The organism is Anaerobacillus sp. ABD4_527 (genome assembly GCF_056160805.1).
On record NZ_JBSWXZ010000001.1, the window covers coordinates 42,899 to 66,291 of the forward strand.

27 protein-coding genes and 1 riboswitch are annotated in these 23,393 nt (G+C 41.3%); of the genes, 15 read left to right on the forward strand and 12 right to left on the reverse strand.

Annotated features, from left to right (window positions below):
* Window positions 1-32 precede the first annotated feature (32 nt).
* From ACXAHI_RS00180 to ACXAHI_RS00195, 4 genes are all read left to right on the forward strand, one after another.
* The gene (locus tag ACXAHI_RS00180; protein WP_474845031.1) at window positions 33-1,316 is read left to right on the forward strand and encodes an extracellular solute-binding protein; all 1,284 of its coding nucleotides are present in this window, start codon (window positions 33-35) and stop codon (window positions 1,314-1,316) included.
* A gap of 95 nt (window positions 1,317-1,411) precedes the next feature.
* Window positions 1,412-2,695 (forward strand): carbohydrate ABC transporter permease, encoded by a 1,284-nt coding sequence (locus tag ACXAHI_RS00185; RefSeq protein WP_270181589.1) that lies wholly within the window; start codon window positions 1,412-1,414, stop codon window positions 2,693-2,695.
* 1 nt (window position 2,696) lies between these two features.
* The gene (locus ACXAHI_RS00190; RefSeq protein WP_270181590.1) at window positions 2,697-3,539 is read left to right on the forward strand and encodes a sugar ABC transporter permease; all 843 of its coding nucleotides are present in this window, start codon (window positions 2,697-2,699) and stop codon (window positions 3,537-3,539) included.
* A gap of 168 nt (window positions 3,540-3,707) precedes the next feature.
* Window positions 3,708-4,727 (forward strand): LacI family DNA-binding transcriptional regulator, encoded by a 1,020-nt coding sequence (locus ACXAHI_RS00195; RefSeq protein ID WP_270181591.1) that lies wholly within the window; start codon window positions 3,708-3,710, stop codon window positions 4,725-4,727.
* Window positions 4,728-4,763: 36 nt separating this feature from the next.
* On the opposite strand, the gene ligD is transcribed toward ACXAHI_RS00195, so the two are convergent.
* The 4 genes from ligD to ACXAHI_RS00215 all read right to left on the reverse strand — a co-directional run bounded on the left by ligD (window position 4,764) and on the right by ACXAHI_RS00215 (window position 8,940).
* A complete protein-coding gene (ligD, locus tag ACXAHI_RS00200) occupies window positions 4,764-5,987 on the reverse strand; it encodes a DNA ligase D (protein WP_474845034.1) in 1,224 nt (407 codons plus the stop codon).
* Between the two features lie 11 nt (window positions 5,988-5,998).
* On the reverse strand, window positions 5,999-6,928 hold the full coding sequence (locus tag ACXAHI_RS00205) for an ATP-dependent DNA ligase (protein WP_474845036.1): 930 nt from the start codon (window positions 6,926-6,928) through the stop codon (window positions 5,999-6,001).
* Window positions 6,929-6,963: 35 nt separating this feature from the next.
* Window positions 6,964-7,812 (reverse strand): non-homologous end joining protein Ku, encoded by an 849-nt coding sequence (gene ku, locus ACXAHI_RS00210; RefSeq protein ID WP_474845038.1) that lies wholly within the window; start codon window positions 7,810-7,812, stop codon window positions 6,964-6,966.
* Window positions 7,813-8,070: 258 nt separating this feature from the next.
* On the reverse strand, window positions 8,071-8,940 hold the full coding sequence (locus ACXAHI_RS00215; protein WP_474845040.1) for an SDR family oxidoreductase: 870 nt from the start codon (window positions 8,938-8,940) through the stop codon (window positions 8,071-8,073).
* 138 nt (window positions 8,941-9,078) lie between these two features.
* Here ACXAHI_RS00215 and ACXAHI_RS00220 point away from each other — a divergent pair, with 138 nt between their 5' ends.
* The 5 genes from ACXAHI_RS00220 (at window position 9,079) to ACXAHI_RS00240 (ending at window position 13,959) form a co-directional block, all read left to right on the forward strand.
* Entirely contained in the window at window positions 9,079-10,206 is a 1,128-nt protein-coding gene (locus ACXAHI_RS00220) for a histidine kinase N-terminal domain-containing protein (protein WP_474845042.1), read from the forward strand.
* A gap of 48 nt (window positions 10,207-10,254) precedes the next feature.
* Window positions 10,255-10,357, forward strand: a riboswitch (TPP riboswitch).
* A gap of 117 nt (window positions 10,358-10,474) precedes the next feature.
* Window positions 10,475-11,167: a thiaminase II gene (tenA, locus tag ACXAHI_RS00225; protein ID WP_474845044.1), complete on the forward strand. Its 693-nt coding sequence runs from the start codon at window positions 10,475-10,477 to the stop codon at window positions 11,165-11,167.
* Window positions 11,164-11,742 (forward strand): ECF transporter S component, encoded by a 579-nt coding sequence (locus ACXAHI_RS00230; RefSeq protein WP_474845046.1) that lies wholly within the window; start codon window positions 11,164-11,166, stop codon window positions 11,740-11,742. Before tenA ends, ACXAHI_RS00230 begins: the two co-directional genes overlap by 4 nt.
* A gap of 11 nt (window positions 11,743-11,753) precedes the next feature.
* Window positions 11,754-13,181, forward strand: a complete 1,428-nt coding sequence (locus ACXAHI_RS00235; protein WP_474845048.1) for an ABC transporter ATP-binding protein — start codon at window positions 11,754-11,756, stop codon at window positions 13,179-13,181.
* Window positions 13,165-13,959, forward strand: a complete 795-nt coding sequence (locus ACXAHI_RS00240; protein WP_474845050.1) for an energy-coupling factor transporter transmembrane component T family protein — start codon at window positions 13,165-13,167, stop codon at window positions 13,957-13,959. Before ACXAHI_RS00235 ends, ACXAHI_RS00240 begins: the two co-directional genes overlap by 17 nt.
* Window positions 13,960-14,037: 78 nt before the next feature.
* Here ACXAHI_RS00240 and ACXAHI_RS00245 read toward each other — a convergent pair whose 3' ends face one another.
* Together ACXAHI_RS00245 and ACXAHI_RS00250 are read right to left on the reverse strand one after the other, a co-directional pair.
* Window positions 14,038-14,169, reverse strand: a complete 132-nt coding sequence (locus ACXAHI_RS00245; protein ID WP_270181601.1) for a DUF3941 domain-containing protein — start codon at window positions 14,167-14,169, stop codon at window positions 14,038-14,040.
* Window positions 14,170-14,249: 80 nt separating this feature from the next.
* Entirely contained in the window at window positions 14,250-15,104 is an 855-nt protein-coding gene (locus ACXAHI_RS00250; protein ID WP_474845052.1) for a DegV family protein, read from the reverse strand.
* Window positions 15,105-15,339: 235 nt separating this feature from the next.
* Between ACXAHI_RS00250 and ACXAHI_RS00255 the strand changes: the two genes are divergently transcribed.
* Window positions 15,340-16,179, forward strand: a complete 840-nt coding sequence (locus ACXAHI_RS00255) for a YitT family protein (protein WP_474845054.1) — start codon at window positions 15,340-15,342, stop codon at window positions 16,177-16,179.
* 34 nt (window positions 16,180-16,213) lie between these two features.
* Here the strand turns inward: ACXAHI_RS00255 and ACXAHI_RS00260 are convergent, their stop codons facing one another.
* Entirely contained in the window at window positions 16,214-16,474 is a 261-nt protein-coding gene (locus ACXAHI_RS00260; protein ID WP_474845055.1) for a NifU N-terminal domain-containing protein, read from the reverse strand.
* A gap of 61 nt (window positions 16,475-16,535) precedes the next feature.
* Complete coding sequence (locus ACXAHI_RS00265; RefSeq protein WP_270181605.1) at window positions 16,536-16,994, reverse strand: GNAT family N-acetyltransferase; 459 nt, start codon at window positions 16,992-16,994, stop codon at window positions 16,536-16,538.
* 145 nt (window positions 16,995-17,139) lie between these two features.
* Between ACXAHI_RS00265 and ACXAHI_RS00270 the strand changes: the two genes are divergently transcribed.
* Window positions 17,140-17,802: a Dph6-related ATP pyrophosphatase gene (locus ACXAHI_RS00270; protein WP_474845057.1), complete on the forward strand. Its 663-nt coding sequence runs from the start codon at window positions 17,140-17,142 to the stop codon at window positions 17,800-17,802.
* A gap of 33 nt (window positions 17,803-17,835) precedes the next feature.
* Window positions 17,836-18,417, forward strand: a complete 582-nt coding sequence (locus ACXAHI_RS00275; RefSeq protein WP_474845059.1) for a GDSL-type esterase/lipase family protein — start codon at window positions 17,836-17,838, stop codon at window positions 18,415-18,417.
* 35 nt (window positions 18,418-18,452) lie between these two features.
* Here ACXAHI_RS00275 and ACXAHI_RS00280 read toward each other — a convergent pair whose 3' ends face one another.
* The 3 genes from ACXAHI_RS00280 to ACXAHI_RS00290 form a co-directional block, all read right to left on the reverse strand.
* Window positions 18,453-18,671: a DUF3813 domain-containing protein gene (locus ACXAHI_RS00280; RefSeq protein ID WP_270181608.1), complete on the reverse strand. Its 219-nt coding sequence runs from the start codon at window positions 18,669-18,671 to the stop codon at window positions 18,453-18,455.
* Window positions 18,672-18,818, reverse strand: coding sequence for a hypothetical protein (locus ACXAHI_RS00285; protein WP_474812402.1), 147 nt, complete (start codon window positions 18,816-18,818; stop codon window positions 18,672-18,674).
* 100 nt (window positions 18,819-18,918) lie between these two features.
* Complete coding sequence (locus tag ACXAHI_RS00290; RefSeq protein ID WP_474845061.1) at window positions 18,919-19,758, reverse strand: Cof-type HAD-IIB family hydrolase; 840 nt, start codon at window positions 19,756-19,758, stop codon at window positions 18,919-18,921.
* A gap of 189 nt (window positions 19,759-19,947) precedes the next feature.
* On the opposite strand from ACXAHI_RS00290, the gene ACXAHI_RS00295 reads away from it, so the two are divergent.
* The 3 genes from ACXAHI_RS00295 to ACXAHI_RS00305 all read left to right on the forward strand — a co-directional run bounded on the left by ACXAHI_RS00295 (window position 19,948) and on the right by ACXAHI_RS00305 (window position 21,545).
* Window positions 19,948-20,268, forward strand: a complete 321-nt coding sequence (locus ACXAHI_RS00295) for a hypothetical protein (protein ID WP_474845063.1) — start codon at window positions 19,948-19,950, stop codon at window positions 20,266-20,268.
* Between the two features lie 119 nt (window positions 20,269-20,387).
* Window positions 20,388-21,155: an alpha/beta fold hydrolase gene (locus ACXAHI_RS00300; RefSeq protein WP_474845065.1), complete on the forward strand. Its 768-nt coding sequence runs from the start codon at window positions 20,388-20,390 to the stop codon at window positions 21,153-21,155.
* A 78-nt stretch (window positions 21,156-21,233) separates the two neighbouring features.
* Entirely contained in the window at window positions 21,234-21,545 is a 312-nt protein-coding gene (locus tag ACXAHI_RS00305) for a metal-sulfur cluster assembly factor (RefSeq protein WP_474845067.1), read from the forward strand.
* Between the two features lie 39 nt (window positions 21,546-21,584).
* Here the strand turns inward: ACXAHI_RS00305 and ACXAHI_RS00310 are convergent, their stop codons facing one another.
* Window positions 21,585-23,258, reverse strand: coding sequence for a LysM peptidoglycan-binding domain-containing protein (locus tag ACXAHI_RS00310; protein WP_474845069.1), 1,674 nt, complete (start codon window positions 23,256-23,258; stop codon window positions 21,585-21,587).
* Between the last annotated feature and the right edge of the window lie 135 nt (window positions 23,259-23,393).

Here is a 23,393-nt window from a genome sequence, read left to right on the forward strand (position 1 = left end):
AACTATCGTAAAAATCAGAGGGGGTTTAGGAAATGAAAAGGTTTTTCACCTTATTTCTAACACTGGTCCTAGCAATCGGCGTACTAGCTGCTTGTGGTCCGCAAAACAATGAAAGCGCTTCTACAAACGAAGGCGGAGGTTCTGAAGGAGACGCTGATGCTAACAAACCTGAGAAACTAGTTGTATGGGAAGATAAAGATAAAGGCGTTGCGCTTGAACCAGCAATTAAGAGTTTCGAAGAAGAATATGGTATTAAAGTTGAATTTAAAGAACTTGGTATGGCTGATGAAATCAGAGAGCAAATTCGTCTTGATGGCCCAGCGGGTACTGGTCCAGACGTTCTAACTCTTCCTCATGACCAAATTGGACAAGTTGCTGTAGAAGGCTTGATCTCTCCAATCGAAGTTGATCAAGAAGTTGTTGATCGTTACACAGAGTCTTCTATCCAAGCACAAACATACGAAGGCCAGCTTTATGGACTTCCAAAAGCAACTGAAACACCTGTTTTCATTTACAACAAAGCAATCATGGACGAAGCTCCAGAATCAATGGATGATGTTTACACATTCGCGAAAGATTATACAAAAGACAAGCAGTATGGTTTCCTTGCACTTTGGGATAACTTCTACTTTGCGAACGCTGTTCTAGCTGGATACGGCGGTTATGTATTCGATCGTTCTGATGAAGGTCTAAACCCAGAAGATATTGGTTTAGCTAACGAAGGTGCTATTGAAGGTACAGAATATATCGAGAAATGGTACACAGAAGGTCTATTCCCTAAAGGTCTAATCGGTGAAAACGGTGGATCTACGATGGATGGTCTCTTTAACGAAGGAAAAGCTGCATCTGTTATGAACGGTCCATGGTCTTTCCAAGGATACAAAGATGCTGGTATCGAAATCGGTGTTGCTCCGATGCCTAAGCTTCCTAATGGTGAAAACTTCCAGACGTTTATCGGTGTTAAAGGCTGGCATGTAAGTAACTTCTCTGAGAACAAAGAGTGGGCTACTAAGCTAGTTGAATGGGTAGCAAATGCAGAAAACGGTAAGATTCGTTACGAAGAAACAGGAGAAATTCCTCCAGTTAAATCTCTTATCGAAGATCCTGTAATCGCAGACAATGAAGCAGCTAGCGCTGTTGCAATTCAATCTCAGTATGGTACTCCAATGCCTAACATTCCTGAAATGGCAGAAGTTTGGGGACCAGCTGCATCTGCACTACAATTAGTAGCGACTGGAAAACAGGATCCTAAGCCTGCACTTGAAGAAGCTACGAAAACGATTAAAACTCAAATCGAACAGAACCATAGCAATTAAGGTAAAGAAAACTAAAAGCGGTACTCCGGAAACGGAGTGCTGCTTCTCACTTTAAAGGGTGACAAAGTGAGGGGAGAAAGGGGATTGCCATCACGATGGAGGCAAACGGAAGTCAAACTAAACATCGAAAAATTGCATTAGCATTGTCCCTCATACCAGGGTTAGGTCAATTTTATAACAAGCAGCTTTTGAAAGGATTAATGTTCTTTATCCTAACTATTTCATTTGCAGTAGCTTTTGCTGATCTAATCAATATCGGACTTTGGGGAATCGTTACGCTAGGAGAAAAGTTACCACGAGATCACTCCATCTTTCTTTTAACGCAAGGGATCATCGCGGTCTTGGTCATTGCGATCGGGTTGTTGATCTACTTCTTGAACCTACGGGATGCATACTTGAACGGAAGAAATCGTGACCTTGGCATTCCACTTAACTCAGTAAGAGAACAATATCGAAATGTTTCAGAGCAAGGTTTTCCTTATTTAATGCTTGCACCAGGATTCTTTCTATTAATCTTTGTTGTTATTTTTCCAATTCTTTTCGTAATTCTACTATCGTTTACAAACTATGATCTTTATCACTCGCCACCTGCTAATCTCGTAGACTGGATTGGCATACAAAACTACATCGATATCTTTAGTATGGATATTTGGCGTAATACGTTCTTAGACGTATTCTCATGGACGATCGTCTGGACGTTCGTCGCAACAACTGGTCAAATCGCAATCGGTATTTTCCTAGCCGTTTTGATGAACCAGAAAGACCTTAAATTCAAAGGCATCATTCGAACAATTTTCATTTTGCCATGGGCAGTACCGGCTTTCGTATCAATCCTTGTTTTTGCAGGAATGTTCAACGAAACGTTCGGTGCCATCAACAATGACATCTTAGCTGCATTTGGAGTAGACAGTATTCCGTGGTTAACGGATCCGTTCTGGACCAAAGTAGCTTTAATACTCATACAATTTTGGTTAGGCTTCCCGTTCATCTTTGCGATGGTTACGGGTGTGCTTCAATCGATTCCAAACGAATTATACGAAGCTGCAACAGTCGATGGTGCTTCGATCTGGCAAAAGTTTAGAGCGATTACGCTCCCAATGATCCTTTTTGCGATCGCACCGATTTTGATCACACAGTATACGTTTAACTTTAACAACTTTAACGTGATCTATCTGTTCAATGGAGGTGGACCTGCTGTTTCAGGTCAAACTGCTGGTTCGACTGATATTTTGATCTCATGGATCTATAAATTGACGTTTACTTCAGCACAGTATGGTAAAGCTGCAGCAATTACCATGATCCTTTCCGTGATCGTTATCGCGGTTGCATTGTGGCAGTTTAGAAGAACGAAATCATTCCAAGAAGAGGATATGATGTAATATGAGTACAAAAATGCAGAACACCATCCGTTTAACACTGTCCTATATTGTGATTGCCATCGCTTGTATCATCATTCTATACCCAGTAGCATGGATTGTCGGTTCTTCCTTCAATCCGGGTGATAGTTTGTCTGGTTCATCGATCATTCCAGAAAATGCAACGCTTCAGCACTACAAAGATCTTTTCAATACTGCTGAAAGTGACTACTTACTCTGGTATTGGAATACACTGAAGATCTGTATCATCACGATGGTCATTGCAGTCGCTATGATTTCTTGTATGGCATATGCATTTTCACGCTATCGTTTCGTAGGGCGTAAAAATGGTCTGATGACATTCTTGATCTTGCAGATGATTCCTAACTTTGCAGCACTGATCGCGATCTATGTGCTTGCATATATCACAGGATTCCTTGATACACACTTTGCGTTGATCCTTGTTTATGCTGGTGGATTGTTGCCGATGAACACATGGCTTGCGAAGGGGTACCTGGATACGATTCCAAAAGAGCTCGATGAGTCGGCTCGCATCGACGGTGCAGGACACTTCCGGATTTTCTGGCAGATCATCTTGCCACTTGCTAAGCCGATCCTAGCAGTCGTAGCACTATTTAGCTTCATCACACCGTTTACTGATTTTATCCTTGCTCAGATTATTTTGAGAAGTGAAGAGAAATTTACACTAGCAGTAGGATTATATCGAATGATTTCTGATCAGTTCGGAAATGAGTTTACAACTTTCGCAGCAGGCTCTGTTCTCATTGCGATCCCGATCTCCATTCTATTCCTATCACTACAGCGCTACTTTATTTCTGGTCTGACAGCAGGAGGAACAAAAGGGTAAGTCATAAAGGAGGAAGAGGAATTAGGTGAAGGCCGTCTTCTTTCTCCTTTCTTAATTCGTTTTGTACTTTAAAAGTGGAATCGTTTACAATAAGAAAGTAACAAACAACGGAAGAAGCTTGACCGGTGTGACTGGCAGCGACTTGCCTGTTGTTCAGGAGGGAAACCAGTGGCAGTAACGATTAAAGATGTAGCAAAGTTAGCAAATGTCGCCCCATCCACTGTTTCTCGTGTCATTGCAAATAATCCGAGAATCAGTGAAAAAACTAAACGCCGCGTTCGTGAAGCGATGGAAGAACTCGGGTATCACCCGAACTATAACGCTCGAAGCTTAGCGAACAGAAGCACACAAACGCTAGGTGTCGTCATGCCTAGTTCAGCAGATAAAGTGTTTCAAAACCCTTTCTTTCCAGAAGTCTTAAGGGGAATCAGCACAAAAGCACATGAAAATGAATTTACGCTTTACATGTCGACTGGTTCCAAGGAAGAAGAAATTTTGGATGCTGTAAAAGGAATGGTCCATGGAAGAAGAGTAGACGGAATCGTCTTACTTTATTCTAGAATCGATGACTCGATCATGAAGTTTTTAAAAGAGGAACAGTTTCCGTTTACAGTGATCGGAAAGCCGTTCAAGTATCCCGACGAAGTAACACATGTGGATAACGACAACTTCCGGGCCGCAAAAGACGTGACGGAACATTTGATCGAAAGAGGGCACGAGCGAGTAGCGTTCGTAGGTGGTCAGCTCGACTTAGTTGTAACGGTAGACCGGTTGAGTGGTTATGAAAAAGCATTACGTGAGGCAAATTTAACGTACCGCGATGAGTATATCGTGCATGTGGAGTTTCTGAAAGAAGGCGGACATGAAGCCGTGATGGAACTGTGCTCGCTTGAAGAACCTCCAACGGCACTTGTCGTAGCGGATGATTTAATGGCGCTTGGAATCATGAGCAAGTTAGATGAGATCGGACTATCTGTCCCAGATGATATTTCCATCATCAGCTTTAATAATGTGATGCTTGCAGAATATGCAAGTCCGCCACTAACGTCAGTTGATATCAATATTTTTCAACTAGGCTATCAGGCTGTTACTTGTTTACTTGAAAAGATTGAAGATGCAGAGTCGAGCAACAAGCGTGTTTGTGTCCCGCATAAGCTCGTTGAACGCTGGTCTGTAAAAACGCTTTAAGTTACGGAGCCTGCTGAGAATGCCTCAGCAGGTTTTTTAGCGTTCACGGAGTTTATCGATGATCACGTTAAGTGGTTCGTTCTTTTCACTGTAGTACTTTTCAAATGGACAAGGCTTCTCCTGTATTCGTTCAAGGACAGTCTCAATTGTAAACGCAGTAGGGGATAAAGATTTAGTAACCTCCTCCCAAAAAAGAGGTGCTGCGACGGTCGGGCTTTGCTTTCCTCTTGTTGAATAAGGACAGATCATCGTTTTACCTTCTGCATGCTGAAGGAAGTCAACGTACAGTCTTCCGTGACGGTTTCGTTTCATCCTTTCTACCGTAAAAGAGGAGGGGTGCTCTTCGACAAGGTAATCTGCGATAAACGAAGTGAAGACCCTTGTTTCCTCATAGGTTAACCCTTTTATCGGAATGTGGATCTGTATACCTTTGCTTCCTGTGAGCTTAGGAAAACTCACGATTTTTAAAGAGGAGAGGATAGCGTGGATCTCTTTCGCAGCTAAAATGACGAGATGAAAGGATTGCTCGTCAGGTGGATCTAAATCAAACACAATTTCAACGGGCTTCGATGACCGGCGTGTGTGAAAGGGAATATGAAACTCGATGGTCCCCTGATTTCCTAGCCAAACTAACGTTGAGATATCATTGCAGATAATGTAGTCGATGTCATCACGCTTACTTGTTTGAATAAAGTCTGGTGCATAGTCAGGACAGTTCTTTTGATAAAAGGATTCTCCATCCACGCCGTCAGGATAACGGATAACGGTCAATTGTTTCTCTTTCAGCATCGGTAGTAAAAAAGGGGAGACTTGCAATAGATAAGAAATATAATCACTCTTCGTTACATGAGACCAGTATTGTTTGGAAGGGTGTGTGATGGAAACGTCTTTTCTATGAGGCAAATTGTCTAGGATCAGTTTCTCAAGCGTACACGTTTGATAATCAGTGTCGAGTGTAAAAGAAAGAAATGAAGTATCGATGGTTTCCCCATTTTTCATACCCTTGAAAGAAAGTTCAACGCATATTCCAGGAGCTACTGAAATGATTTCTTCATCACGGTGGGATTGGTTTGATTCGATCGTTTTAAGCAAGCTCTCAAACTCTTGTTTTGTGAGACCTTGCGAAAAAAATCCGATGAATGTAACCACATCATCTTTCATAATCGATGCAATGAATTCCGCGCGTGTCTCGTGATACCCAGTAACAATAAAAACTCCTCTGCCACCATGAGAGAGGGTTTGTTTCAATACCTGTTCCATAAACGCCCCTCCTAAGTTTGTTGAAGTGTACAAGTTGTCGGATCACCTTCAACAATTGTTTGAACGACAGGTTGACGCAAGCGATGATCACTTGTCCATTCAAGGTACGTAACTTTTACAATGACCTTAGGAGTAATCCAAGTGACACTTGATTGTTGAGGGCCATCGATAACTTGTGGCGTCGCTTCTTGTAGTGATTCGATTGTTGAAGAAAAGTCTCTGATCTCATCGTTCTTCAGCTTCCCCGTCCCAGCACTTCCGATATAGCGTAATTTCTTATCAGAGTCATATAGACACAGCAACAACGTATTGACTGATTTCCCTCGAAACGTGACACCGCACACAAGAGCATAAATGTCTTTGTAATTCTTGATCTTTATCCAATTGGCATTTTTTCCATTGATCACATAAGGGCTGTTAACATCTTTACATACGATGCCTTCCATTCCTTTTTCTTTGATCACATCGTAGAGCTGGTTCCCATCCTCGTGACTTTGAACGATTCTTATCGAATTGTTTTCTTCGAGACCATTCTTTAAAAGAGCGAGCCGTTCAATCAATGGACGTTCGTTAACCCATTCACCATCCCAATAGACAACATCAAAAATCATATAGAAGATCGGGTTCGATCCAACACCTCTTGCGATTTGGTGGTCTTTTTTTAGGCGGTCTCTGCGCATGACATCATGAAAAGAAGGTTCACCTTTTTCGTTTAGAGCTACAATTTCACCATCAAAAATAAATGACTTCGCCTTTACTAAATCTGGTAGATCGTGTAGCTCTGGATACGTATTAGTACGTTCGTTAAGAGAGCGGTTAAAAAGCGTTAATTTTTGTTCGAAATAGGCTAAAACCCGCACCCCATCCCACTTCACCTGAGCAATATAAGAAGGGGGAATCGTGGTAGAAGAGACTGGTTCAAACGGTTTGATCGGTTTCATCGGAAGTCCTCATTTCACGTGCCTATGCGAGCATGCTAGTTCGCTTCTTTTTCTTTCTTTTTCTTCACAGATACTTTTTTCTTTTTTTGCTCTGTCTTTGCCTTTGCCTTTGAACCAGTATCAACCGGTTCTAAACTTGCCTGAAGGGCATCCATCAAATCAACAACATTCTTCTTTGGTTTTTCTTTCACGACTTTAATATCATCACCAGATATCTTACTCTGAATCAGAGCCATGATGGCTTCTCGTCGTTCGTCTTTGTATTGAGAAGGATCGAATTCAGTTGTTAGCTGTTCGATTAACTGCTGCGCCATCGTTAATTCTTTCTTACTTAAATCCATTTCTTCTGGTAAATCAGGTACATGATCTAATTCACGCACTTCATCAGGAAAATACATCGTTTCCATCATCAATCCATTTTTATATACACGAACGGCAGCGAGGTGTTCTTTTGACCGAATCGTAATTTTTGCAATACCGATCCTTCCCGATGCTTCCATTGCTTTTTTCAGTAGAGTATAGGGCTTGCTGCCATTTTCGTTCGGTCCTATAAAATAGGAGCGGTTGAAATACACGGGGTCGATGTCATCTAGTTCAACAAAGTCCACAATTTCGACAGACTTGTTTTTTTCTTGAGCGAGCGCTTCGATCTCGTCTCTTTCGATGATCACGAACTTACCGTCTTCATACTCATAGCCTCTCACGATTTCATCTGATTCAAGTGCTTTTTCACAGTGAGGACATGTTTTCTCATATTTGATCGGCGTATGACACTTCTCGTGAAGGTAGCGCATTTTGATATCTTTATTTTCTGTCGCGGAATATAGCTTTATCGGAATATTAACCAACCCGAAGCTTATCGAGCCTTTCCACATCGTATGCATTTTATTCAATCCTTTCAGCTTCTCTATACTGTTAGAATGTCTCATGAACGATAAAGCATGCAGATAAAAGGAGGTGATTGGGGATCATTTGGAGAGAAAGAGGAGTCGGATTTGCACGTAAGAGAGCTTTATTGTCTAAAAAACAAATTTATTAGCCAAATATCCTTTTTATTGTCCAGAATCTCGTTTTATTGTCCGAATATCCTTTTTATTAGCGAAAGTAAAAAACCTCCCCAAAAAGGGAGGATTGGTTTGAAACTATGAAGTCATATACTGTCCGCCGTTAATGTGGATCGTTTGACCTGTCATATAGGAAGAGTCGTCCGAACCAAGAAGCACATAAGCAGCAGCGAGTTCCTCAGGCTGCCCAGGACGTCCCATCGGCGTGTTCGCTCCAAAGTTTTTCACTTTATCTGCTGAAAAAGTGGACGGAATCAATGGTGTCCAAATAGGGCCGGGTGCAACGCTATTCACACGGATGCCTTTCCCTACGAGCGATTTTGCCATGCTCCTAGTAAACGACGTGATCGCACCTTTCGTACTCGCATAGTCGATCAACTGTTCGTTTCCTTCGTAAGCTGTTATGGAAGACGTGTTGATGATCGCGCTACCCTTTTTCAAATGAGGGAGAGCGGCTTTTGTTAGATGGAACATGGAAAACACGTTTGTTCGGTACGTTTTTTCAAGCTGTTCTGCCGTTATATCCTCTAACCCTTTCTGAGGATGCTGTTCGGCTGCGTTGTTAATCAGGATATCAAGGGTGCCATAAGCTTCGATCACTTGGTTGATCACGCTTTGACAAAACGCTTCATCACCGATATCACCCGAGAGCAGAAGGCATTCAGCGCCATGCTCCTCGATGAGTTTTTTCGTGTTGTGCGCATCTTCTTCTTCATCTAAGTATACGATTGCGAGTTTAGCTCCTTCTTTTGCATAGGCGAGAGCTGCAGCTTCACCAATCCCGCTGTCACCACCCGTAATGAGAGCAACTTTATTCGTAAGCTTGCCAGACCCTTTGTAATCCCAGTTTTCGATCAATGGCTTTGGATTCATTTCTTCTTGTGAGCCTGGTTGATGGTTTTGATGTTGAGCTGGTTGACCATCCGTTTGTTTAAAATCTGGTCGCATAATCAGATCATCTCCTCAAGAATAATTTTACCTATGGTAGTGATTACCATTCCTGTTAGTTTTCAAACATTGCTTCATGTAGGAATTAATAATTCATGATAAACTAGAACAAGCATAAGTAGTCAGTGAGGGAACGCCATGGAAAATGATAAACAGTTTGAACAACAACTCGCAGCATTTTTAAAAGATAGTCAGCCAAAAATTGTTCAAAAGTGGCTAAACATCGCAAAGCTCTCGAATGATGATCCGTACTATGAAGAAATTATCAATAATGGAAAACGAACGGTAGAATTGATTTCTCATTATATTTTGACAGAAGATGAAAGTTGGATTGTAACGTTAACAAAGAAAATCGCAACGGAACGTATTCAAGCGAATGTGAATATAGGGGAGTTCGTAGCAAATATCAATTCGGGTCGTTCCGTGGTCATTTCTGTTTTAAATGAATCGGATTTCAATCGAGACGATCTATCAAGAGCATCAGATATGATTAATAATTATTTTAATTCTTACCTTTACCATTCAGTGACGGAGTATACGAAGCAGAAAGACAGTATTATCCAAGATAAGAATTTGTTTATTAAAGAGATGCACAGCGATCGACTGACAATCCTTGGACAGTTAGGGGCTAGCTTTGCGCATGAATTTCGTAATCCACTCACTTCGATAAAAGGCTTTCTGAAACTATTAGAAGGTCAGCATCAAGAAGCGTTGAGGAAACACTATTTCGAAATTATTAATGAGGAAATGAATAACCTTGAAGAAAAAGTTCGTCAATTTTTATTCCTCTCAAAAATGCGCGGAATCGACGACACGCCAACGAAGGTTAACATGACTAGTTTGCTCGGGTATTCTATCGATGTGTTATATCCAAGGTTCCTTGAGTCGAATATTGAAGTGACAACAGCGATATCTCCTGAATTAATCGTTTGCGGGGTAGAGGAACAGCTTAAACAGGTTGTTCTTAATATCGTCATCAACTCGATAGAAGAGTTGAGTGAAAACGATCAAGAGTCGAGAAGGGTCTTGGTTGAGGGGTTTAAAGAGGGTGATTTTGTCATCACTCATATTACGAACAACGGAGATCCGATTCCTTCTCATCTTGTTGAGAGTATCTTTGAACCTTTTATCAGTACGAAGGAGCTTGGAACAGGCCTTGGGCTCTCGGTTTGCAAGCAAATTATTGAAAAACACAGTGGTACGATCTCAGTGCGTTCAACTGAAGAAGAAACAACATTCGTAATTAAACTTCCAGAAAATTGTTGACAGAGAAAGAAATGAATAGTAGCTTTAAGATTATAATATGAAATGCTTATAGTCCACTAGGGGAGTCATGCACATGACTGAGACAGGAAAACCTGGACCCTTTGAACCTGATCTGGTTAGCGCCAGCGGAGGAAAGTGGAGACGGATGCATAACGCAACCGCTCCATTTTTGGAGCGGTTTTTGTTTTGCTTCAAAAATGTTGATGTTCGTGCATGTGAGCTCCTTTCCTCATCATCAGGCGGATGATAAGCGGAAAGGAGCTTTATTATGTTGTTTACTGATCAAATTAGAAGAGAAGCAGAACCAATTTTTGAGGCCATTTACCAACATCCATTCGTGAGGGGCATCGCTGATGGCACGCTAGGGAAAGAGCAGCTTATTCATTATGTGAAGCAGGATTTCGAGTACTTGAATACGTTTGCTCGTATTTATGGAATCGCACTATCGAAATGTGAGAAGAGAGAGGAAATGGAATTCTTCAATCAACAAATCACATTTGTTTTAAACAGTGAAGTCCACCCTCATACGAACTTCTGTAACGTGGCAGGCGTGACATACGATGAATTGCAAGGATTTCCGCTCGCCCCGACTGCCCATCATTATACGAGACACATGCTCGATGCAGCTCATTCTGGATCATTAGGAGATATTGCTGCCGCTCTACTTCCTTGTCCATGGACGTATCAAGAGATCGGACAGCGACTAATTGAAGACCTTTCCCCAAGGAAAGAACATCCATTTTATGATTGGATCACATTTTACGGTGAAAAAGAGATGGTATCTGTAACAGATCAGCTTAGGGAAATTGTAAACGAACGAGCTAAATCTGCTTCGGGAACTGAGCTTAAGAGAATGAGAGACCTTTATATTCAAAGCTGTCAACTTGAGTATGGTTTTTGGGAGATGGCATATACGATTGAACAGTGGCCTGTTCCGATGCTTGAGGAAGAGCGGATATGAACAAATTAAAACTTTCAGATATTCTGATCACCATCGTCATCGCACTTGTTTTTGGCATCATTTATAAACTCTGGGGCCCCGTTTATAACCTTGTGAAACCATTTGGCCTTCATGTTGGGGACATCGTATATGGCATGTGGTTTATAGCAGGAACAGTCGCGATGTTGATCTTACGAAAGCCAGGTGTAGCACTGCTTGCTGAAACAGCAGCCGCTTCAGGTGAATTCTTAGTCGGCTCAGAGTATGGTCTCTCTGTTCTTCTATATGGGATCGTTCAAGGTCTTGGAACTGAACTTGTCTTTGCACTGTTTAGATATAAGCGCTACACCGCATTTGTAGCTGCTCTCAGTGGAATCGCAGCAGCTGCAGGTTCGTTGATCATGGATGTAGCTTACGGATACATTTTAGATCTCGCACTTTGGAACTTACTATTATTGATCTCTGCTCGAGTTCTTGGTGGTTTATTGATCGCCGGAATCTTTGCTTACTTCCTTGTGGAAGCTCTTGAAAAAACAGGGGTGACAAGCCTTGTCAGACCTGCAAGTGATGAGGACTTCAAAGCATTGGATAAGTAAGGAGGCAGCTTATGAAAGTAGGAGTGACGAATCTTAGAGTGAAATATGCAGGAGCATCTGAACTGCTTTTTGAAGACCTTACACTTCATATTGAAAAAGGGGAAAAGGTACTTTTACTAGGACCTAGTGGCTGTGGGAAATCAACGTTGCTCCAAGTACTATCGGGACTCATCCCAGCGGCAGTACCAGTCCCAATGAAAGTCGAAGAAAAGATGATTCCTGAAGCGACAGGGTATGTGTTTCAAGATCCTGACGCACAATTTTGTATGCCTTACGTAGATGAGGAAATGGCTTTTGTTTTAGAGAACCGTGCCATCCCTAGAAGCGAGATGAAGGGGTTGATCAATACGTACCTCAATAAGGTTGGGTTACATTTTGATGACCCTCATGTTGAAATCGCTACGCTCTCTCAAGGAATGAAGCAAAGGCTTGCTATTGCTTCTGTATTATCTTTAGAACCAGATGTCCTTTATTTGGATGAGCCAACAGCTCTTTTAGATCCTGATGGGACGAAGGACGTATGGGAGACGATAAAGAAGATCGAAGACGATCAAACGATGGTAATCGTAGAACATAAAGTTGATCATGTGATCGATTTTGTAGATCGCGTTGTTCTTTTCGACGATACAGGAACAATACTTGCAGATAGTGATCCTGAAACGATTCTTTCTTTTTATAAACATAAGATGAAGGAATTCGGAATTTGGTACCCTGGTATTTGGAAAGAACACGAGCATGGTCTGAAAAGGGAGACGAAGAACGCCCTCTCTGTTATGACCATTAAGGATTTAAAAGGATTCAAAGGGAAGAAGTGTCTTGTTGAACTTCCTGAAGCAGTGATACATGAAGGTGAGTGGATCGTCGTCACTGGCGAGAATGGAGCAGGGAAAAGCTCCCTCCTCCTTAGTATCATGCAAGTGTTGAAAACAACTGGAGATGTACATGTTGACGGTAAAGCGTTGCACTCCATAAAAGAAGCTAGAGAAAAACTAGCGTTTGTATTTCAAAATCCAGAATTTCAATTTGTTACGAATTCGGTATACGATGAGTTAGCATACTCGGTGTCTGAGGACGTACAGAATCGAGTCACGACCTGGCTTGAAAACTATGAGTTGTTAAAACATCAACATCAGCATCCTTATCAGCTCTCCACGGGACAAAAGCGCAAGCTGAGTGTTGGAACGGCATTGTTTGGAAACCAACGGGTCCTATTGTTAGACGAGCCAACGTTTGGACAGGACGCGAAGAATACGTTTAAACTATTGGAGGTTTTCGAGGATTTACGGTCAAAAGGGATCACCATTATGATGGTTACTCATGATCCAAACATCGTAGAAACGTACGCGACGAGAGAGTGGATCATCTCGAAAGGGAGAATGGTGTCTGATCGTAGCGCGAATCGAAGAGAGGAGGCTGTCGTTCATGCAGTTGACTCTTGATTACAGTGAAACGTGGTTACATCGCATGAACCCTGCCTTTAAGCTCGTCTTTTTTCTTTTTTTGTTTTTAGGACTGTTGTTTATTCATAATCCAAATATCATCACGTATGTAACGCTGCTTCCACTCATTCTTGTGTCGTTCTTTACAGGACATAAAAGAAAGCTATTGTTGATCTTGATGATTCCGTTTCTTCTTTTGTTTGTTTCTAGCTCAACAAGCATGATCTTTTTTGGACAGGGAACGACGACGTGGTGGAAGTGGGGACTCATTCATATTACAGAAGAGAGCTTTTACAGAGGTCTTCATATTGGATTCCGAGCACTTAACTTTGCATTGCTCGGTTTGATCTTTGCCCTCACGACCAGACCTGTTCTGCTATTTTACTCATTGACTCAGCAGCTAAAAGTTCCACCTCGGTTTGCATATAGCTTTATGGCTGCAGTACGTATCCTACCGATGATGGTGGAAGAATTTCAACAGCTTAAGAATGCACTGTTAGTTCGTGGAGTAAAGAAAGAGAAAGGATGGAAGAGGATTACGCAAACCATCACGTTGTATGCTGTGCCGCTTTTATCGCAAAGTATTCGGAGAGCGCATCGAATAGCAGTGGCGATGGAATCGAAGCAGTTCCATAATGGAAAACGAACGTATTATTATGAGACCCGTTTATCAAAATTTGATGGACTGTTTGTTCTGTACATTGTCCTAGGAGTAGTGACGATGGTCTGGTTAGGGTTAGAAGTTCCCGCTTATGAAATTACGGATGTAAGAAAGTGAGAATGAAAACTGCCGAGCAATCGGCAGTTTTGTTTTTTAAAACAAAAAAGCAGGCTGATTGTTCAGCCTGCTTGATTTTTATAGATGATCACTGCTCTTTGAATACTGATGTTTCCCTTTTTCACGGTTGATTTCTTTTTGATCATTCTTCAGCATTCGCTTCGCATTATGATCCACTGGCTTCTTATTATTGTCTGTTGTATTAGGCACTAAATTCCCTCCTTGGACCCATAGTTTAAATCACTACTTTTAGGGTACACAGTTGAAGGAGATACTATGTAGCATACTATTTACTTATTTAGGAAAAATAAGGCAAGTGTACCTGGACCTGAGTGAGATCCGATCGTGGCACCAACTTCAGTGATAATGAAATCTTGTCCACCGTACTTCTCTTGGATCGCTTCTTTTAGTTTTTCTGCGCTTTCAAGATCATCACCATGTGAAATGCCGATCACTTGAGATTGAAGGTTCACACCACGTTCTTCCATAATCTCAACCATCCGCTTGTACACCTTGCTTTTTCCACGGACTTTTTCGATGGGAACGAGTTTTCCATCTTCCACATGGAGGATCGGCTTTATTTTTAACATGCCGCCAAAGAATGCAGATGCTTTACTTACTCTGCCACCTCTTTGTAGGAAGTCAAGATCATCTACAGTAAAGATGTGTTCCATATGATCGATGTATGACTCGTTAAGGCTTTCGAGTATCTCTTCAACGTTCTTTCCTTGTGCTGAAAGTTCAGAAGCGTGAATCGCCATCAGCCCATATCCAAGAGAAGCGCCTCTTGAGTCAACGACTTCCATTTCGACATCAGGGTATTCTTCTTGGACTTCATTCTTGATTACGGCTGCAGATTGGTACGTTCCAGATATACCAGAGGAGAGGCCGATATAGATAAACGGTTGCCCTTCTTTTGCGAACTTGGTAAATGTTTCTTTGATGCGAGCGGGAGGGATCTGAGAGGTCTTCGCTAATTTTCCATCTCGTAACGCAGTATATAGCTCTTTTGATTTGATCTCTTCCCGGTCGAAATACTCTTTCTCTTCTAAAATGACAATGAGAGGCATGATTTCGAGGTTGTGCTTTTGCACTAACTCCTCTGGAAGATCAGAGGCACTATCTGTAATGATTTGTACACTCATAAAGAACCGTCCTTTCTTAATTTTGTTTCAGGCTAGTTTCTTAAAGTTTATCCCTAGAATCGTTTAAAATCAATGATTATATCGTAAAGCAAAAGCTTGTTCGGCTTTATTTCAAAAACCCTTAAATTTGATGTTGTCGAAGTGTGCCGAAAGCCTTACAATAAATCTTGCTAATGAAATAAATCAATCGTCCTTTTTCATCAAAGAAGAGGCAGTTACAGAAAAGGGTGTTAACATGGAAGAAGTAAAGAAAATAATTATTATCTTATTAGGAGCAATTCTAGGAGCAGTTTCACTGAACCTATTTCTTATCCCAGCAAACGTATATGCTAGTGGCTTTACCGGTCTTGCCCAGTTGATTTCGAGCGTGTTGAACGATTATACGCCGATCCATATTTCAACGGGTATCTTGCTATTCTTATTAAATATTCCTGTTGGCATTCTAGGTTGGAAAAAGGTAGGAAAAGCTTTTACACTATACAGTTTGATCAGTGTAGGCCTTACTACATTGTTTCTTGAACTTATACCCGTTCAAGCTCTCTCAGAAGACATTCTTCTTAACGCTGTATTTGGAGGGGCACTCGCCGCGATCGGAATCGGCTTCACGTTAAAGTGGGGTGCTTCGACAGGAGGAATGGATATCGTAGCTATGATTCTTTCTAGAATGAATGACCGACCGATCGGTACTTACTTCTTTAGTTTGAATGCATTGATCATTTTAACTGCAGGTATGCTTTATGGTTGGGAAAAAGCACTTTATACGCTTGTTACCTTGTATGTTTCTTCTCGTGTAATCGATGTCATCCATACTCGCCATGAAAAACTAACTGCGATGATCGTCACTTCTAAAGGAAATGAGCTTCAAAAAGCGATTCACGATCGACTTGTACGAGGAATTACGAAGCTCCCTGCAAAAGGAGCATATCGAGGCGAAGATAAAGAGATGCTTATGATGGTCGTTACACGTTATGAATTATACGATCTCGAACATATCATCAATGATATCGACCCTCATGCGTTTACGAATATTGTCAATACTGCAGGTATTTTTGGGTTTTTCCGAAAAGACGACTAAATAAAAATTCCCCGGGACATCCCGGGGAATTTCTTTATGCGTTATTCGAAATGATTTCTTTTACTTCTGGGAGCAAGCTGTCCCATTCTGCCTCAGGCATTTTGTTGATCGTAATGAAATCTTGATAGCCGAATACATTGTCGACACCTTCTAATTTCAGTAGTTCTGCAGCTACTGGATGATCAGGAGTATCATTTTTCTTGAAAGAATGGCTAGATGAACCTTCAAAAAGATTCTTGTCAGCTGTGATTTTAATCGCATTTGGGTTTGGTGTATGATCTACTCGTAATTGCATAGTAATCCTCCTTTACTTAACTTCTACTAGTGTACCAAATTTCTCTCTCAGCATAAATCAATTATGACGAGAAAGTGAAACCATATCGCTTAGAAATAATATCGTGAAACCCAAGCGAATTATAAAGATGCTTCGTAACAGCATTATTTATTCCGGTTTCAAGCTCAATACCTGTGATTCCTTCACGTTCAGCCCAGTAGATCACATGTAACAAAAGCCTTCGACCGATTCCCTGATTTCTTGCTTCTGGGTCAACGAATAACTCATTCAACCATAAGTAAGGACCACCATTTGCGACGCTCACACCCATATTAAAAAACGCAACGCCAAGTATTTCGTTATCATCTTCTGCAACGACGATTCGAGAAGCCGTATCTTCGCTTATCGCAAGTTTTGCCCCTTTGATTAATTTCTCATAACTTCCTTCGCGATCGGCATGCGTGATCTGCTTCATGAGTAGTTTCGCTACTTTTTCGATCACATCATCCTCGACTTGGCTAGACAACTGGTAAACGTTCATTCCCGCTCCACCTCCGTGTAATTGTTTCGACTCTTTCATAGAAGAACCCTTGTTAAAGTAAATTAATATTATTTCTAATAATTTCTAAATAATTGAAACATTATGGCATTCTCATTCGTCTATATAGAGGAAAGGAGAATGACGAATGAATCTTCTTTTTTCTTGGAGTTCTGGAAAAGATAGCGCATTAGCTCTTTATGACATCATGACAAATGAAAAGATCTATCTTGATGGTCTTTGGACCACAATCACTGCTCCAATAGAAATGATATCGTTTCATGGGGTAACGGTGAATTTACTAAAGAAACAGGCCGAAGCGCTACAACTTCCACTAACGATTACAAATCTACCAGATAATTGTTCAAACAACCAGTATGAAATGATCATGGCGCAATCCTTCGAGCGGTTTATCGATAGGGGAATTGAAGGGATTGCATACGCTGATCTATATGTAGAAGAGATCCGAAGCTATCGTGAACAGCTTTTAAAGAAAAGTGGCCTAATGGGGGTGTTCCCTTTATGGCGAAATTCAACCATAGATACAGCAGAACGTTTTATAGAGAGTGGATTTAAAGCGGTTATCACTACAGTAGATCATACGAAGATCGATCCCATTTGGATAGGGAGACCCTTCGATCACACCTTTCTTTCTAGTTTGAGTGATGAAGTTGATCCTTGCGGTGAAAACGGGGAATTTCATACGTTTGTATACGATGGACCGATCTTCGCAAATGCCGTATCGTTTTCGATTGAAGGCATGATCGACAACGATTCATACATAACTGCACGACTACAAGAAGGAGAGTAAGATTAAAATTCAATAAAGAAAGGGGCGGTATCATTGCCAGTACTCGTCTGTTTTGGGGACTGTTTAACAGCAAGGGAAGTTGATGAAAAAGGAAATGAACGGCTTACATCTCTCATAAGAAATGATTTAGAGGAATGGATCGTGATCAATGCGGGCTCTTCTCCAACGACTCGAGAAGGAGTTTCACGATTTCAAACAGATGTATTAAGCTATCAGCCTGATTTTGTTACGATCTTTTTTGGAACACAGGAAGCTTGCATAAACAAGGAAAGCAATCTTCTCGAATATGAGAAAAACATCGGGTATATGCTCAACAATTTGCCGAGAGAGCGCGTCATTCTGATATCGCCTTCACCGATCCGTGAAGAGGAAAACGCTTCTGTGACCAATCATAAGATTGAAGGATATGCAGATAAGATTAAGTCCCTTTCACAAAAGTTTAATACGAAACACATCGATCTATGGTCGATTATGAAAGAACACAAGGCGCAGGAATCCTTGTATGAGAAAGATGGGGTTCAGTTAAACAGAAAAGGGTATAAGCTCTTAACGAGAGAACTCTATAGAGCACTTGGCGTTCGATCTTCTTTTAGGAGAGCACTGAAATTATTTTAACGAAGAAAACCCGGCACCAGCCGGGTTTTTTACATTTAAAAGGGTTTGTTGGAAGATTCTTGACTAAGTTCTTGAATGGTTTGTTGGTATGCAGTAAGCTGTTCTTTTTCTGCTGATGTCGATTGATGGAAAGCAGCAGATAAATTGTTTTTCGCTACTTCGATTTGCTGCTGGAGACCTTGTTGACCGCTTGAAGCAAGCTGCTCAGCATTTTCAACAGCCTCTCTAGCAAGCTGAAAGTATCGATTGCCCATTTACTCACCACCCGATAGACGTTCTTGTTCTACCTTTTTACGTTCCTGACTGCTCATGCTCGTCAGATCACGCTGGTCGTCATGTGCAACCGCTCGATCTGCTCCTGCTCTTGCCATTCTTTGCTTTTGTTTACTGTTCTTACCCAAAAGAAATCCCTCCCTTTGTCACTAGGATGAGTCCTTTTAGTAGTAATTATGCAGTCATCAACTCCGTGATTTATTGATATAGAGCAGAAAAAAACAGCTTTTATAAAAGCTGTCCTTTACGGTGTGAAGATAAGTTGAGACGTTCTTCTAGATAGAGAGCAATCCCGTCTTCTTCATTTGTTACGGTAATTTCGTTCGCAATATTTTTAAGTGGGTCGATGGCATTACCCATGGCAACGCCAGTACCAGCATATTCGATCATCTCAAGGTCGTTATCTTCATCACCGAATGCGATGACGCGCTCTTGAGGGACATTGAAGTGTTCAGCAAGTCGCTTTAAGCCAACTGCTTTGTTAAGTCCAATACGTACGATTTCAATCACTTTCCACGGCGCTCCCCAAACACGATGCTCAATCGCTTCTGCGTGATGAGTTTGTAACGTTTCTCTAAGCTGCGTGAGCTGCTCATCGTGTGGAAGGATCAAAAGAGACGTTGGATCATGATTTAGGTTTTTATGAATCTCTCCAGTAACGATGGAGGACTCATTCATTATCATATTTTGGATGATTTGATCATCATGCTGATGAAGATAAACATCGTCGATGACTTCTGCCATAATATTTTTCACTTTTATTTCATTACAGGAAGAAATAATCGAATGCGCAGTCTTTAGATCAAGCGGTGTATGATACGTACCGAATGATCGATCGAGCGGATGATGAACAAATGCACCGTTAAAGTTAATCATCGGGCTATCAAGTGATAGCTCATTGTAATAGCGGGCACTAGCTCGATATGGTCTACCCGTTGCGATGGCAACATGATGTCCCAGGTTTCGTGCTTCCTGAATGGCCGCTTTTGAGCGTTCGGAAATGTTCTTTTCTCCGTTTAACAACGTTCCATCAAGATCAATGGCGATAAGATGCGGTTTTGTTGTCATAGAAGCTCCTTTGAAAAGTGTCGTTAGTTAAAGCCTTCATGGCTATACTGAATATTGTACATCGCTCCAAATCAAGTGTCTAACTATATTACAATATTTACAATAAATTAAAAAGAAGGGTATGCCCGTTTGAGAATAGAATTACGAGGGTAAACCATTATTAACATTCTATTGGAGGTGCAGTCGATTATGACGAAAAAACAAACGTTACTCATCTCAAGTATCGCAGCAGCTAGTACAATCGGCATTTCTTCTTACTTATTGAAAGATAAGGAGAAGAGAGCAAAGTTGAAAACGAAAGCCAAAGATATTCGCCATCAAGTATCCAAAAAATTCAGTGATGGCCTTCCTGTTGAAAAAGCAGGAAATCCAACGCCTCCAGATAAAGCATACGATAGTGGAGATAGTAAGATGGTGTACGAAGGATCACAGTTCCCTACGCAATACTATAACAAGCTCGAAAACATGAAATCGGTGGAAGAGAGCAACGAGAAACAAGTTTATAAATAGCTTTGAACATGCAGGCAGTTGCCTGCATGTTTTTTATTTTGAAAAGGGAGCAAAAAATTTACTAATACTTTCCTTGAATGGTAGGATTAATAGAGACGAATGGTAAAGGGGCTATGTACATGATTACGATACAAAATGAGTTGATGGAAAATATCCCAGTTTTACACGTAGTCGATGCGAATCTCTCTAAGGAGAAGCTACCGCTCGTGATGTTTCAACACGGTTTTACAAGTGCAAAAGAACACAATCTCCACATTGCATACTTGTTAGCTGAGGAAGGGTTCAGGGTCGTACTTCCTGATGCAGTCCACCACGGAGAACGTGAGAAAAACCTATCAGAAGAAAAGCGGCAGTATGTATTTTGGGATATCGTCATTCAAAGTTTGAATGAACTCGATTACATAAGGCAGCATCTCATTAGCCGAAACCTCGTGCAAGAAGAGAGAATCGGCATGTCAGGTACATCGATGGGAGGAATTCTTACCTTTGGTGCCTTGACGCAGTACTCCTGGATCAAAGCAGCTGTTTCATTAATGGGATCACCTTCTTACTTCAAGTTAGCAAATGCACAGATTCATTATTTGAAAGAAGAAGGGTTTAGTCTCCCGATTTCAGAAGAAGAGATGAAGAGACAAATCGAAGGACTGCAAGAATATGACCTTTCTCTAAAAGAAGAAACATTACGCGGTCGCCCGCTATTGATGTGGCATAGTACAGTGGACAAAGTAGTGCCTTACACGCTTACGTATGATTTCTATCATCAGATTAAAACGCACTACGAAGGTAACGAGCAAAATTTAAAATTTGTAAAAGATGAAACATCTGGTCACAAAGTAACGCGTGAAGCTGTCCTCGAATTAGTGGAGTGGTTTAAAACTCATTTGTAGCAATAAGTGCTTTTCGGTTTAAGTTAAAACTCAGTTTGTTATAATAGTATGTGGATGACGTATGAAAGGAGAATGAAGATGGCAGATCAAGCAACGAAAGATAAATTGTTCGAAGCTCTTGAGAACGTAATTGACCCTGAGCTTGGAATCGATATTGTAAATCTAGGTCTCGTCTACGATGTAGATTTAGATGAAGAAGGTAATGCACACGTTACGATGACGCTGACTGCAATGGGATGCCCCCTAGCAGGTACGATTGTCAACGACGTAAAACGTTGCCTTTCAGATGTTGAAGAAGTAAATGACGCAGAGGTTGATATCGTTTGGAATCCACCTTGGACAAAAGATAAAATGTCCCGTTATGCTAAGATTGCACTTGGCATTACGTGAGTACATGAAGAAGGAAGAGGGCTCTCCCTCTTCCTTTTTTTATTCTGTTCTTTCTACTACCACTTCATCGCTGACCATCGTCCACATCGCCGGATCCTCCATACCGAGTCTCCAAAGCGCTACTCCTTGAATGCCGAGTTGGTCTGCGAGATTAATCTTCGCCCTGATGCTTTCTTCGTTTTCAAACCACACCTCATGCTTATTCCCTTCATCGTCCGTATATGTGAAGTAAGGCGTTTTCCGCTCTTCATCAAACTTTAATTCTGCATTGTATTTTTTCTTAAGTTTCATTGCCATATCATACGTCACATAAGTGCTCTTATCTTTATCAAGATTAAAATCAAATCCAAATACAGAAACTGCGGCAACAAGTTTCTCTGGAGGAATTCTCGTCTTCGCATACTTCATCACTTTATCCATCCATCCTGCAGTTACCGCGGGTCCAGCAGGACTTCCAGGCCATCCGAATTCGTTATAGAGCATCACGATAAATTGGTCAACAGCACTGCCGATCTCCGCATAATCAAACGGGTCAGAGAATGGGTTTGCCGGTTCGTCAGATGCACGTGAAGGGACGCTTGCTGAGAAGAAGTAGCCTTTTTTATTCATCTCTTCACCAATCGTTTTAAAGAGGAGAGAAAGCTTTTCTGAGTCTTCGATGTACACATCTTCTATATCGATGTCAACGCCATCAAAGTTGTATTTTTCCACAAGCTTTACGAGATTTAACGCAAAAGCTCTTCTGTTTTCTTCGCTGGAAACGAGCTTCTGAACCACTTTTTTGCTCGGTTCAGTATCTCCCTTTTTATATAGAAGGTTATGAACGACGGGCATGATCTTAATGTTTTGCTCATGAGCGAGCTGGACGAGTTTAGCGATTTCTTTATCCGTGAATTTACCAAACTTTTCTATCTTCGTTGGGTTTTCTTGACTGATTCGAAACAGAAACAGCGCGAGTTGAGATAGAGAAGGTCGATGAGACACAAACGATTTATAGGAAGAAGGGAGCTGAGGACCTTCTTCAAGTGTATAGTAGCCAATGATACGAGAGACTGGCTTATCATCGCCATACACTTTAAACTCAACGACACTATCAGAAATCCAACCTTCCGTGCCATCATAAAGCTCAACTTTGTACCAGTTGTCACGAATCCCGTTAACAGCAAGTCTCGCGCCAGAACGCATCTGAGTAATGACGTTATACCCTTTCCCAGGTCCAGTTCTTACATTTGCGCGATCGGTTCGAGTAACAACTTCCGTATACATAGGAATCTTCAGCTTCTGGCCAATCGTCAACGAATCCACTTCAAGATTATTTAATGTAAGAAGGCTCTTTACTGTCGTATCGAATTCGTTTGCAATTTGGTAGAGGCTATCCCCAGCTTTCACCGTATAGTCCAATCGGTAAGAGCGACTGCGTCCATCAGGAATGTCGAGCTGCTGTCCGACATAAATGATATTGGTTCGTAGCTGGTTTTCTTGCTTGATTTCGTCGACAGGAACGCTGAATCGATCGGCGATTGTTAAAAGTGTATCTCCTCTTTGAACTTCATACGGTATTGAATCTGATGGAATCCGTAGCATCTGTCCGACGTAAATGATGTTTGATGTAAGTCCGTTTCGTTCTTTAATTTCACTCACAGGCCGATTATGAGAATCGGCAATCGACAACAATGTATCGCCGGGCTTAACCATATAGTGGCTCTCAGGCATATTCATCACTCCTTTCCATTCACATATAAGTAGCATCACTATCACTCTATTCAGTTTGATCGGCAATCATTCAACGTTTATTTCAATGATCGGATGAGTTCTTTGTTACAATGAAATCAATTGATAATAAAGGAG

What these genes read in the sequence shown, in the direction of transcription:
- ACXAHI_RS00180 (WP_474845031.1), top strand. Translation starts at nt 33, where the DNA reads ATGAAAAGGTTTTTCACCTTATTTCTAACACTGGTCCTAGCAATCGGC.
- ACXAHI_RS00185 (WP_270181589.1), top strand. Translation starts at nt 1,412, where the DNA reads ATGGAGGCAAACGGAAGTCAAACTAAACATCGAAAAATTGCATTAGCA.
- ACXAHI_RS00190 (WP_270181590.1), top strand. Translation starts at nt 2,697, where the DNA reads ATGAGTACAAAAATGCAGAACACCATCCGTTTAACACTGTCCTATATT.
- ligD (WP_474845034.1), bottom strand. Translation starts at nt 5,987, where the DNA reads ATGGAACAGGTATTGAAACAAACCCTCTCTCATGGTGGCAGAGGAGTT.
- ACXAHI_RS00205 (WP_474845036.1), bottom strand. Translation starts at nt 6,928, where the DNA reads ATGAAACCGATCAAACCGTTTGAACCAGTCTCTTCTACCACGATTCCC.
- ku (WP_474845038.1), bottom strand. Translation starts at nt 7,812, where the DNA reads ATGCATACGATGTGGAAAGGCTCGATAAGCTTCGGGTTGGTTAATATT.
- ACXAHI_RS00215 (WP_474845040.1), bottom strand. Translation starts at nt 8,940, where the DNA reads ATGCGACCAGATTTTAAACAAACGGATGGTCAACCAGCTCAACATCAA.
- ACXAHI_RS00220 (WP_474845042.1), top strand. Translation starts at nt 9,079, where the DNA reads ATGGAAAATGATAAACAGTTTGAACAACAACTCGCAGCATTTTTAAAA.
- tenA (WP_474845044.1), top strand. Translation starts at nt 10,475, where the DNA reads ATGTTGTTTACTGATCAAATTAGAAGAGAAGCAGAACCAATTTTTGAG.
- ACXAHI_RS00230 (WP_474845046.1), top strand. Translation starts at nt 11,164, where the DNA reads ATGAACAAATTAAAACTTTCAGATATTCTGATCACCATCGTCATCGCA.
- ACXAHI_RS00235 (WP_474845048.1), top strand. Translation starts at nt 11,754, where the DNA reads ATGAAAGTAGGAGTGACGAATCTTAGAGTGAAATATGCAGGAGCATCT.
- ACXAHI_RS00240 (WP_474845050.1), top strand. Translation starts at nt 13,165, where the DNA reads ATGCAGTTGACTCTTGATTACAGTGAAACGTGGTTACATCGCATGAAC.
- ACXAHI_RS00250 (WP_474845052.1), bottom strand. Translation starts at nt 15,104, where the DNA reads ATGAGTGTACAAATCATTACAGATAGTGCCTCTGATCTTCCAGAGGAG.
- ACXAHI_RS00255 (WP_474845054.1), top strand. Translation starts at nt 15,340, where the DNA reads ATGGAAGAAGTAAAGAAAATAATTATTATCTTATTAGGAGCAATTCTA.
- ACXAHI_RS00260 (WP_474845055.1), bottom strand. Translation starts at nt 16,474, where the DNA reads ATGCAATTACGAGTAGATCATACACCAAACCCAAATGCGATTAAAATC.
- ACXAHI_RS00265 (WP_270181605.1), bottom strand. Translation starts at nt 16,994, where the DNA reads ATGAACGTTTACCAGTTGTCTAGCCAAGTCGAGGATGATGTGATCGAA.
- ACXAHI_RS00270 (WP_474845057.1), top strand. Translation starts at nt 17,140, where the DNA reads ATGAATCTTCTTTTTTCTTGGAGTTCTGGAAAAGATAGCGCATTAGCT.
- ACXAHI_RS00280 (WP_270181608.1), bottom strand. Translation starts at nt 18,671, where the DNA reads ATGGGCAATCGATACTTTCAGCTTGCTAGAGAGGCTGTTGAAAATGCT.
- ACXAHI_RS00290 (WP_474845061.1), bottom strand. Translation starts at nt 19,758, where the DNA reads ATGACAACAAAACCGCATCTTATCGCCATTGATCTTGATGGAACGTTG.
- ACXAHI_RS00295 (WP_474845063.1), top strand. Translation starts at nt 19,948, where the DNA reads ATGACGAAAAAACAAACGTTACTCATCTCAAGTATCGCAGCAGCTAGT.
- ACXAHI_RS00300 (WP_474845065.1), top strand. Translation starts at nt 20,388, where the DNA reads ATGATTACGATACAAAATGAGTTGATGGAAAATATCCCAGTTTTACAC.
- ACXAHI_RS00305 (WP_474845067.1), top strand. Translation starts at nt 21,234, where the DNA reads ATGGCAGATCAAGCAACGAAAGATAAATTGTTCGAAGCTCTTGAGAAC.
- ACXAHI_RS00310 (WP_474845069.1), bottom strand. Translation starts at nt 23,258, where the DNA reads ATGCCTGAGAGCCACTATATGGTTAAGCCCGGCGATACATTGTTGTCG.